Annotated in this window: 13 protein-coding genes and 3 pseudogenes; 9 read left to right on the forward strand and 7 right to left on the reverse strand. The window is 46.3% G+C overall.

The features are described 5' to 3' along the window. From VTH8203_RS16970 to VTH8203_RS17005, 8 genes are all read left to right on the forward strand, one after another. On the forward strand, positions 1 to 195 hold a 195-nt coding region (locus tag VTH8203_RS16970), incomplete at its 5' end, for a transposase (RefSeq protein ID WP_167385790.1). Positions 196 to 221: 26 nt separating this feature from the next. After that, positions 222 to 848 carry a hypothetical protein gene (locus VTH8203_RS16975; protein WP_096994731.1) on the forward strand — a complete coding sequence of 209 codons (627 nt, stop codon included), beginning with the start codon at positions 222 to 224 and terminating at the stop codon, positions 846 to 848. Between the two features lie 215 nt (positions 849 to 1,063). Beyond that, the gene (locus VTH8203_RS16980; protein ID WP_096994732.1) at positions 1,064 to 2,251 is read left to right on the forward strand and encodes a BamA/TamA family outer membrane protein; all 1,188 of its coding nucleotides are present in this window, start codon (positions 1,064 to 1,066) and stop codon (positions 2,249 to 2,251) included. Continuing rightward, positions 2,251 to 3,063 carry a DUF3108 domain-containing protein gene (locus tag VTH8203_RS16985; protein WP_096994733.1) on the forward strand — a complete coding sequence of 271 codons (813 nt, stop codon included), beginning with the start codon at positions 2,251 to 2,253 and terminating at the stop codon, positions 3,061 to 3,063. Before VTH8203_RS16980 ends, VTH8203_RS16985 begins: the two co-directional genes overlap by 1 nt. A gap of 136 nt (positions 3,064 to 3,199) precedes the next feature. Continuing rightward, the gene (locus tag VTH8203_RS16990) at positions 3,200 to 4,213 is read left to right on the forward strand and encodes a transposase (RefSeq protein ID WP_244181244.1); all 1,014 of its coding nucleotides are present in this window, start codon (positions 3,200 to 3,202) and stop codon (positions 4,211 to 4,213) included. Between the two features lie 117 nt (positions 4,214 to 4,330). Continuing rightward, positions 4,331 to 4,585: a type II toxin-antitoxin system Phd/YefM family antitoxin gene (locus VTH8203_RS16995; protein WP_096994734.1), complete on the forward strand. Its 255-nt coding sequence runs from the start codon at positions 4,331 to 4,333 to the stop codon at positions 4,583 to 4,585. Next, positions 4,578 to 4,847 (forward strand): Txe/YoeB family addiction module toxin, encoded by a 270-nt coding sequence (locus tag VTH8203_RS17000; RefSeq protein WP_167385838.1) that lies wholly within the window; start codon positions 4,578 to 4,580, stop codon positions 4,845 to 4,847. The genes VTH8203_RS16995 and VTH8203_RS17000 overlap by 8 nt, the downstream gene beginning before the upstream one ends. 176 nt (positions 4,848 to 5,023) lie before the next feature. Then, positions 5,024 to 5,245 (forward strand): TA system antitoxin ParD family protein, encoded by a 222-nt coding sequence (locus VTH8203_RS17005; RefSeq protein ID WP_096994736.1) that lies wholly within the window; start codon positions 5,024 to 5,026, stop codon positions 5,243 to 5,245. Between the two features lie 220 nt (positions 5,246 to 5,465). On the opposite strand, the gene VTH8203_RS17010 is transcribed toward VTH8203_RS17005, so the two are convergent. Then, on the reverse strand, positions 5,466 to 5,672 hold the full coding sequence (locus VTH8203_RS17010; protein ID WP_096994737.1) for a hypothetical protein: 207 nt from the start codon (positions 5,670 to 5,672) through the stop codon (positions 5,466 to 5,468). Then, positions 5,669 to 6,187 (reverse strand): annotated as a pseudogene (locus tag VTH8203_RS17015) (site-specific integrase); the annotation flags it as partial. The pseudogene VTH8203_RS17015 and the gene VTH8203_RS17010, both read right to left, overlap by 4 nt. Positions 6,188 to 6,296: 109 nt before the next feature. Between VTH8203_RS17015 and VTH8203_RS25140 the strand changes: the two are divergent. After that, positions 6,297 to 6,471, forward strand: a pseudogene (locus VTH8203_RS25140) (ISAs1 family transposase); the annotation flags it as partial. Between the two features lie 17 nt (positions 6,472 to 6,488). Here the strand turns inward: VTH8203_RS25140 and VTH8203_RS17025 are convergent. The 5 genes and pseudogenes from VTH8203_RS17025 to VTH8203_RS17045 form a co-directional block, all read right to left on the reverse strand. Beyond that, positions 6,489 to 6,722 (reverse strand): annotated as a pseudogene (locus VTH8203_RS17025) (helix-turn-helix domain-containing protein); the annotation flags it as partial. A gap of 69 nt (positions 6,723 to 6,791) precedes the next feature. Next, the gene (locus tag VTH8203_RS17030; protein ID WP_096994738.1) at positions 6,792 to 7,109 is read right to left on the reverse strand and encodes a CcdB family protein; all 318 of its coding nucleotides are present in this window, start codon (positions 7,107 to 7,109) and stop codon (positions 6,792 to 6,794) included. Continuing rightward, on the reverse strand, positions 7,109 to 7,354 hold the full coding sequence (locus tag VTH8203_RS17035) for a type II toxin-antitoxin system CcdA family antitoxin (protein ID WP_096994739.1): 246 nt from the start codon (positions 7,352 to 7,354) through the stop codon (positions 7,109 to 7,111). Before VTH8203_RS17035 ends, VTH8203_RS17030 begins: the two co-directional genes overlap by 1 nt. Positions 7,355 to 7,670: 316 nt before the next feature. Continuing rightward, positions 7,671 to 8,723: an IS91 family transposase gene (locus tag VTH8203_RS17040; protein WP_096994740.1), complete on the reverse strand. Its 1,053-nt coding sequence runs from the start codon at positions 8,721 to 8,723 to the stop codon at positions 7,671 to 7,673. Then, a partial coding sequence (locus tag VTH8203_RS17045) for a tyrosine-type recombinase/integrase (RefSeq protein ID WP_096994741.1) occupies positions 8,720 to 9,448 on the reverse strand: 729 nt, incomplete at its 5' end. The genes VTH8203_RS17040 and VTH8203_RS17045, both read right to left, overlap by 4 nt.

The raw sequence follows: 9,448 nt of genomic DNA on the forward strand, positions 1-9,448 counted from the left end.
AAAGAAGGCATCTGTAACTTTGCAAAGTATGACCGACTAACCAGCTCTATAATCGAGGCTGGCAATGTATCAATAGGATTGTTGCGTAGAAGAGCTCGCGGGATAAGAGATACCGAATACTTCAAACTGAAGATTAAACAGCTTTCAGTACCTGAGGTAAGTTCAATATTATACCCTTCTGTCAAGCTCATCTAAGCGGAGAAGAGCCATGGCGTGAACGATTGCAAGACATTTCTTGGTTTATGCGTAACCTCAATGAGTTTGTGGCCCGTGAAGCCAATAAAGAAGAAGGCTGCAAAGGTCGGTTCTGGGAAGGTCGCTTTAAGTCTCAAGCCTTGTTGGATGAAAAAGCGCTGCTGAGCTGCATGGCGTATGTGGACTTAAACCCCGTTCGAGCGGATATGGCGCAATCACTTGAAGAGTCTGAGTTTACTTCCATTTATGAGCGCATTCATTCGGTGGCTTGTAAAGGGGATGAAAGAAAAGGCGAGTTGGCCTCTTTACCCGCTAAAGGCTTGGCTGGTTTTTTAGGAAATGAGCGAGAAATGCAGCCATCGGTTTTTCCCCAAATAGGTGGAATTGAGTTTTCGTTGTTGGATTATTTAGCGCTAGTAGAAGCATTAGGCCAAGTGGTTCGGCCAAACAAGCGTGGTTATATTCCACCAAGCCAAACTACGCTTCTCGAGCGGTTAAACATGAATGCTGAAGATTGGTTCATACTGTCTGAAAGCTTTGGGGGCAAGTTTCGCTGTGCGGTTGGTACAACGAAAGAGCTTGAGCGCTATGCGCTTCACACGAATAGGGCTTGGGTGTCAGGTAAAAGTTCAATGAGAGCGTGCCATTTTTAAGTACTTCATGGTTGTATTTGAACCATTGTGAACTGAGTAAACTCATGTGACAGTCGTATGTGTATCCCCTCCCTTACTCTACATTGGATGTTATCAAGCAATACTTGATTATTTTTTCCCTTTATTCGCATTAATTATTCCCCTCAATACGGTACTGACTCGCGTTTAACGATATACTCCCTCCAACTTATTTCTTTAATTAATTCAGTTCTATAATGACGATTTTCACACAAGGAAAAGTGTGCACTTTAGCCTTGCCACTTTTGGTCTATTCTTCTTACAGCTTCTCCGTAGAGCCTTTATTTGATACACCACCGGACATGGAACCGACTTTTGTCGACAATGTATTAGATGTCTTTGGTGCTGATGGTGGCTTTGACAGTTCAAAAGCCATTGATATGAGTTACATCCCGACGGCCTATTACACGCCTGAAAAGCAATTTGGGGTGGGGCTATTGCTTGTGGGTTTGTATCAAGCCGATCCTGATGCTCCGAGTCCACAACCGTCTTCATTGGTGGTGAACACGTTTGGCTCTATGAACCAATCTTATGGGGTGGCACTGGAAAACTTGACGTATTTTAACCAAGGTCGGCAGCGCTTAGGGTTAGCTCTTGAGTTGCACAATGAGGCCGCCGTGTTTTATGGGATTGGGGTGCAAGCGGGTGATAATGACGCCAATAAGCATGACTTTGATGAACAGTTAATCTCGTTTCAGCCGTCTTATATGACACAAGTCGCCAATCGTTATTTTGTTGGCCTTGGCGCGGACGTCACCCATGCCAGTGCAGAAAACCTTACATTGAGTGATGAGACAAGTAACCAAGGCACTGCAACCCGTACAGAAACAGCAGCGTTACCAAGCAGTACGAGCGCTGGCTTGCGTTTCATTAGTCGTTACGATTCACGTGATTATCATTTAAACCCTTCGCAAGGCTGGCTTGTGGAAGCGGATGCGGGGTTGTTTCATCGCTCTGATACCAATGAGCAATATGGCCGTTATGGGGTAGAGTTGTCCAATTATGTTGATTTGTCCCCAATGCCCGGGCTTATCGCATGGCAAGTTCAGGGGCAATTTAGTAGCGGTGATGTGCCTTGGTACGCGTTACCTGACATTGGTGGTTCAAGCGCGATGCGTGGTTATATTCGTGGCCGTTATCGCGATAACCAAATGGCGATGGGGCAAGTGGAGTATCGCTTACCGGTTTTTCAACGCTACGGCATGGTGTTTTGGGGCGGGGTAGGCAGCGTGGCGCCGAGTGTACGCGAGCTGAATCAAGAGCTACTGGCATCGATTGGGACGGGGTTTCGGGTACGTATTAAAGACCGAATAAACCTGCGTGCTGATATTGGTAAAGGGAAGCATGAAACGCATTTTTACTTGAATGTAAAAGAGGCATTTTAATGCGTTTTCATTCTTGGTATTACTCAACGATGCTGACGTTGGCGGCGTGTCATACGCTTTGGCTTGGCAGTGCGTTCGCAAACACAACCGTGGCTCAGGCTGTGAGTCTGGAACAAGATGCGACGAATCTTAAAACCTGCCAGAACCGATATGATTACGGTATTTATCTAGGTGGTATTCACACGGGGTCCATGCAACGCATCGAGACCTGGTATGAAGCCACACCAGGTCAGCCTGAGCATAATCAAGCTGAGGCAAGAGTAAAAAGTGGCACGGTTGAATCTTATAGCCGTGCGAGTATTTTAGGCATAGGGACACGCTACCGACAAAAGGCGCAATTGGTGCAGTCGTCTGGTACTGGTGATTACCTAACCACCACCTTTTATCAAAAGGTATCTGGGTTTCGCAGCCGAACGATGAATGTGACGTTTTCTGAAAACGGCAGTGAGAGTGAGGTGGATCTTAATGGTGAGGTCACCCATTACACTAACCATGGTCAGCCACTTAGAGATGTCGATACATTGTCGATACAGATTCGACATTTGGTGATGCAAGGGAAAACAACATTTAACCTAACTCGACAAGCCACCGATGGCCCAGAGCCCTACCACTACCAAGTCCTTGGTGCGAAGTCATTGACACTGCCCCCTTGGGGAGCACTTGATGTGATTCAGGTTGAGCAAACCGGGGCCGAGGAGGTGACGTTTTGGTTTGCCCCAAGTCTGCAATTCGCACTCGTGCAAGCGAAATATCATGGTTTTTTGTTTGATGCCACCATGGAACTGGAAACCATGGAGGTACAGTGTCCATGAGTGAGTAAAGCCGTTCGAATTCGTGCCGTTGGTTCGGTGCAAAATACTGCAAAATACAAGACACCCATATATTTGACGAGTCTCCATTCCACAACTAGGCTTACTTCATCTGTTTAAAGTTTGCTCACTGGTGGTCATGGTGACTCAAGCGCGTTCAACTCAAGTATCCCTTCAAGACACGGCGTACTATCACTGTATTTCACGGTGTGTACGCCGTGCTTTTTTATGTGGCGAAGATAACTATTCAGGTCAAAGCTTTGAGCATCGCCGTATTTGGATTGTGGAGCGTATGCGCTTGCTTAGCCAAGTGTTTGCGATTGATGTGTGTGCGTATGCCATTATGTCTAATCACTATCACCTAGTGCTGCATGTTGATACCGCTACCGCGGGGTCTTGGAGTGATGAAGAGGTGGCTCAGCGTTGGACAACATTATACAAAGCGCCGCTGCTAGTCACTCGTTGGCTAAATGGTGGGTTAAAGTCCAAAGCTGAAACGCGTAAAACGCTTGAGTTAATTGATGAATGGCGTGAACGATTGACCGATATCTCTTGGTTTATGCGTAATCTCAATGAGTATGTCGCCCGAGAGGCCAATAAAGAAGAGGACTGCAAAGGTCGATTTTGGGAAGGGCGGTTTAAGTCTCAAGCCTTGCTGGATGAAAAAGCGTTGCTTAGCTGTATGGCGTACGTGGATTTAAACCCGGTTCGGGCTGACATGGCTCAATCACTTGAAGCTTCGGAGTTTACTTCTATTTATGAGCGTATCCACTCAGTGGCGTGTCAGCAAGACAAAGGCAAAGGCGAGCTCGCGTCTTTACCCACAAAAGGCCTGGCTGGTTTTTTAGGTAATGAGAGAAAAGTGCAGCCCTGTTTTGGGATTGAATTTTCTTTGCTGGATTATCTAGCGTTAGTAGAAGAATTAGGCCAAGTGGTACGGCAACGCAAGCGTGGTTATATTCCACCGAGGCACAGTATGCTGCTAACGCGGCTAAATATGAGTGCTGATGAATGGTTTACATTATCCGAAAGCTTTGGGGGGAAATTTCGCTGTGCAGTTGGCTCAGCCACAGAGCTCAAGAGCTACGCGTTGCACACCAACCGTTCTTGGGTATCAGGTAAGTCTTCGATGGAAGTTATATGTCAATCTTAAAGAAAAGTAAATATTGGATACCCTTTCTTTTCCAAAAACTCCGCATGTTCAACTTACTGTACAAGTAGAGTGGTGAAGACTATACTTGTCCCATTAAATGTACATGTGGAGGTTCTTATGAGAATCGTATCTTTTACTGAAGCTAGAAATGGTCTTAAAGCCGTTTTAGACGGTGTTGTTAACGATGCTGATACAACAGTGATTACACGTCGTGACTCTGAAGATGCAGTGGTTATGTCTTTGGACTACTACAATAGCCTTATGGAGACAGTGCACTTACTACGCTCTCCCAAAAACGCTGAACACCTAAACCGCTCGATAGAACAGTACCGTGCTGGTAAAACAACAGCACGAGAGTTAATTGATGAGTAGCAGTCAACGTTTATTGTCGTGGACTGATGATGCTTGGGATGACTACCTGTATTGGCAAACTCAAGATAAGAAAACACTCAAGCGAATCAATAAACTCATCAATGATGTTAAGCGCTCTCCATTTGAGGGTATTGGTAAACCAGAGCCGTTAAAAGAGAACTTATCTGGCTTTTGGTCTCGCCGTATTGATGACACCAATAGGCTTGTTTACGCAGTCGATGATCACGCGGTAACAATCATTTCGTGTCGTTACCACTATTAAATTAGTACCACTAATACTAGCATCAAAAAATTGCAGGACTCTTCACCTACTGTCTGACAAGTCTCTGATGTAAGTCGTCAGCTAAGCTTGATAGTAAATGAATGCCCCCCCACTTGTAACGCTTGTCGCAACTTACTACAGTGGTGGTAAGTTGAATCGATTTATGAGGCTATATTATGGCAACTGTAAGTGTTCGCATTGATCAAGAGCTTTTTGAAAAAGCGGCGATTATGGCAAAAGCACTCAACCGAACGACACCTAAGCAGATTGAGCATTGGGCGAAGATTGGTGAAATGATGGAAGACAACCCCGATCTGCCTTACGAGTTTGTAAAGCAAGCCATTATTGCGAAAGCAGAAAAAGAAGCTGGTAAGTCAGAGGCCTACAGCTTTGACTAAAATCACAGCGGTACTCCAAACGCCTAGTTTGATTCAGCTGTCTCAGGCTCAACCTCTTTTCCAAGATGCTTATTCGGGTCAAAGCTTTGAGCATCGCCGAGTATGGATTGTTGAAAGGGGGAATCAGTGTCCGGAATCAGCGGAATACGCACTCAAGAACTGAAGAGCTATGCGCAGCATACAAACCGAGCATGGGTGTCGGGCAATTCCTCAATGGACGTTATTTGCCAATCTTAAAGTAAAGTAAATAGGCAGCCAGATCCTCAAGTGTATTTTGAAGCTCAGGGCTTGAGGGGATTGGCCCATCTTGTTGCAGGCGAAAATGGACATAGGAGTTTTCAGCGCCCAGTGCAAAAGCGCTTAGGTCTGCCCCATTGCTTAAACCACGCAGAAAGTGCTGTGGTTGGGAAAAGTTACACAGACTCATGCTATGCCTCCTTGCATCATCGTACTGAAGTTTTGACCATCTTGACGAGCGGCGTTGGCGATATAGGGCGCATAAATTTCAAATAGTAGCTTGATATCACTGTGACCGAGCATGTGAGAGATGTATAAAGGGTTCTCTAGCGCAGCAATATGCAAAACAGCCGCAGTATGGCGGGTTTCATAAGCTCGTCGATGTTTGAGCCCTGCTTTTTTCAGGGTGGGCTGCCAGATTTTCCGGCTAACAAATTGTGTGCTGAGCCCGCCGCCATTTTTATCACTAAACACGAACGGGCAGTCTGAGGTGCGGCGCTGTTTGATGCGGCGGTGCTTAAAATCGATGTGTTCCCAGTAGAGCCCATGCAGCTCACAGCTGCGAATACCGGTCCAAAATCGGATGAGAAAGTAGTCTCGCCACTCCTCTGAGGTATGGCTTAAAAACAGTTTTACCTCATCGGCTGTCAGGGGAGAGGAGTCGGCCTTTTCTTCTTTGAGGGATTTGTAGCGGCGCAGTGGAAAGCGGGTGTTGTTGAAGTGTAGACATGACCGAACCTTGTATGAGTAATGACAGTGGTCATTATCAAGGTTCATATTCAAAGCGAAAAGAATGCGGAGTTATTGGCGCTTACAAGATGCTTGCCGAAAACGAGCGGAAGAAAGCGCAGAGAACTTTGCAAGGATCAGACAGATGTTTAAACATGCTGAAGAGTGAAACGACTTTGAAAGCGAGTATTAAACACAAAAGAGCGATGTGTGCGATGGATTCTGAGTACCTTTTGAAGGTTCTGGCAAGCCTTTATTGACGGGGATGTTCATGATTTTTCCGTGGGCTCCCGCCATTCTCAGGTTTAAGTTTTTCAGATAGAGCATAATCACTAAGATGACGAGCAACTGTAGATTCATGGATACGAAGGGCTTGAGAGATCATAGTCGGGCTCCAACCTTCGGAAGCTAGCAAGACAGCTTTTATACGGTCGCATACTCGACGATCACGCTCAGTGTTGTGCATCTGTTCGAGTTGTTGCTTTTGCTCAGGAGTTAGTACCATTTTCATGGTGAACAGCATGATCCTAATTTCATTGAAAATCAAGCATCTTCAATGATCACGGGTATATATCGAGCGTTATATGCCAGTAATCAGAAAGTCAATAGCAGCAATGATTTCGTTTCTAAATGTACTCAATTCATTGGCTGGATCACGTAAGATCTTAGTCGGCACACTTGCCATTTGGTGAGTGAGGGTCACGAAGTCACCTTCATCAATATGGATTACTGGGCATAGGTGAGTAGGGGCTTTCTTTTCTAACATTTCAACTGATGTTAATGGGATCACCAGTCGGGTATTTAGCGTATCAAGCATTTCACTTTGAACATCAACAAAGTATGGATAAGCGGTAGCAGTGCTTTTATCGTTGTTTTGGTATAGTGAGAACTTTGACATTAGAATATTCTGTAAGAATCGGAAAACAGACTGTGGTTTTCGGTTAGTTCGTTGCAAGCACTGATAGCATCAGCATTCTGCTCCAACCACTCAGTCTTACGGCGTTGGCTAACTTCTTTTTCAAGCGCTTTTTCCATTGTTGCTGAGAGGTTTATATTCAGGCGCTTAGCTTCAGCGAGTAATTCGCTATTTAAGCTTAAGTTTGCTGCTTTTTTAGGCGCTTGCGTGCTATGTGCGTTTCTCATGATAATTACCTATGCGTATTTAATGTGCGCATTAAGTATGGGTACATGAAAGGCATATAACAAATAAGGATTAAGCGTTGCGTAGCCAACGTTAAATCCCAAGTGTTGAACAAGCCCGAGCCTCTATATAAGTAAATTGTGCGATCTGCTCTAGAAGGGTGGCGACCTTGATGCTTTTCTCAAGGCGAGCGCAGGTATTGTAAGGTGGAGAGTTCCGCCTTATCAATAGGTTAACTGACTAATGTTGGTTCTTAGTGGCTGTTTATCCTTATCTTGTTGATGACGGCCATTATCCTTATTATTGGATGCCTTTCGGCTATCTCGGTCGAGTGATCCCCACACAGGCCATCTCATGTTGACAGCAAGGACAACAGCGTGTGGCTTTGCTCTTTGTGATGGGTTCAAGGTTTGGCAATGAGCAAAACAGTCCAAGTAGTAACAGTTGTATACGACCCAGTGTTTGCCGAGCTTGCCCTCGCAAGAAGCCATAATCACGCACTCGTTGCAGCCCTTTAGGCAGTACATGTTGCAAGATGAGCAGTAAGAACTTGAGCGTTGGCAGTGTTCGTTGTATCCACTGCTGAGTTTGACTCTCTTTGTATCGGAACGTCACCGAGTCTTCTTCCACTTTGATGATATCGCGGTCGGGTAACACACCTCGATATAGATAGCGAGACAGATACTCCAGTGCAGGTTGACCTTTCCCGACACATCGGCAGTCAACGACCCACTTGCTTGGTATACCGCCTGGCACCCATAACAGAGGATGTTGATGTAGAGCATGCAGTAACTGAGCCCGCCATACTTTAGCGAGAGCGAAGGCGTTAAATAGGTATTGCTTGCTGCCTTTGTGCCATACTTGCTTGGATGAATCATACCGCCCACCCGCGACGATGATGTGTAGGTGGGGATGTAGGTTGCGTTGCCTACTATGCGTATGCAACACAGCGGTAAAGCCGAGTGCTCCTTTGCTCTGTCTTTTGGCGAAGCTCTTTAGCACGCTTGAAGCGACTTGGAACATCGTTTGGTAGAGTGCTTTTGGCGCGTGTCGAGCCAGGGGGTTGAGCTGGTGCGGTAGGGTGAAGGTCACCATAAAGTAATGGACGGGTAACAGCTTTTGTTTTTGACGGTTTAACCAGTCCGAAGTGGTGCGGTGTTGGCACTGGGGGCAGTGCCGATGTCCGCATGAGAGTGGCAGTCGGTCATTGTGGTGGCAATGGGCACAATACCATTGCGAGCGACCTTGTTGCTCTGTTTTACACCGTAACATCGCTTGGATAGCCGAGCGCATATCTGGGTTGAGTTGATTGGCATACTGATGTTCGAGCGCTTTTTTATGCGTGCGCAACAGTTCAATGAAAGTACTCATGCTGCCTCCCACGTAATGCTCAATGCATCGGTCAGTTGATTGATGGCGAGTGCGGCGTCTTTTTGTTTACTCTTGGTCATACGGGTATAGCGAGCGGTGGTGTTGAGGCTACCGTGTCCAAGCAATATTTGCAGAGAGCGCAGGTCAAGCCCTTGCTCTAATAGATGAGTCGCAAAGCAATGGCGCAGTGAGTGGGGTGATATGGGTTTATTGATACCACAGTCTTTGAGAACTTGCTTCATCGCTTTTTGTACGCCACCTCTGTCCATGGTTTTATTGGTCATGATTTCCCGAGCAGGGAAAAGCAGCTTAGGGTGCCGGTGAGTGAGCCAATAAGCACGCAAGGCATTCAGGGAGCGTTGGGGAAGAGGCACGAGGCGGTCTTTGCCCCCCTTTCCATTGCGGACATGTATTTGCATGGTGTGGGCATCAATATCTTGTACAGTGAGATTGAGTCCCTCACTGAGGCGAAGTCCCATGGAATATAAGGCAAGAAAGAAGACTTGGTAACGCCGTTGCTGGGTCAACGAGATGAGTAAGGCGACTTGTTCTGGGGCTAAAACATCAGGGAGTTTTTTGCTGCGTGGCGGTCTGACAATATTCAGCCATTCCCACTGTTTGTTGAGGGTATAGCGATAGAAGAACTGCAATCCGTTACGGTCGAGCTTAACGGTACTCCATGAGTGGGTTTCGATGAGGTTAGCAAAGTAGCGTTTGAGTTGTAG

Source organism: Vibrio thalassae (assembly GCF_900089835.1).
Lineage (GTDB): Bacteria > Pseudomonadota > Gammaproteobacteria > Enterobacterales > Vibrionaceae > Vibrio > Vibrio thalassae.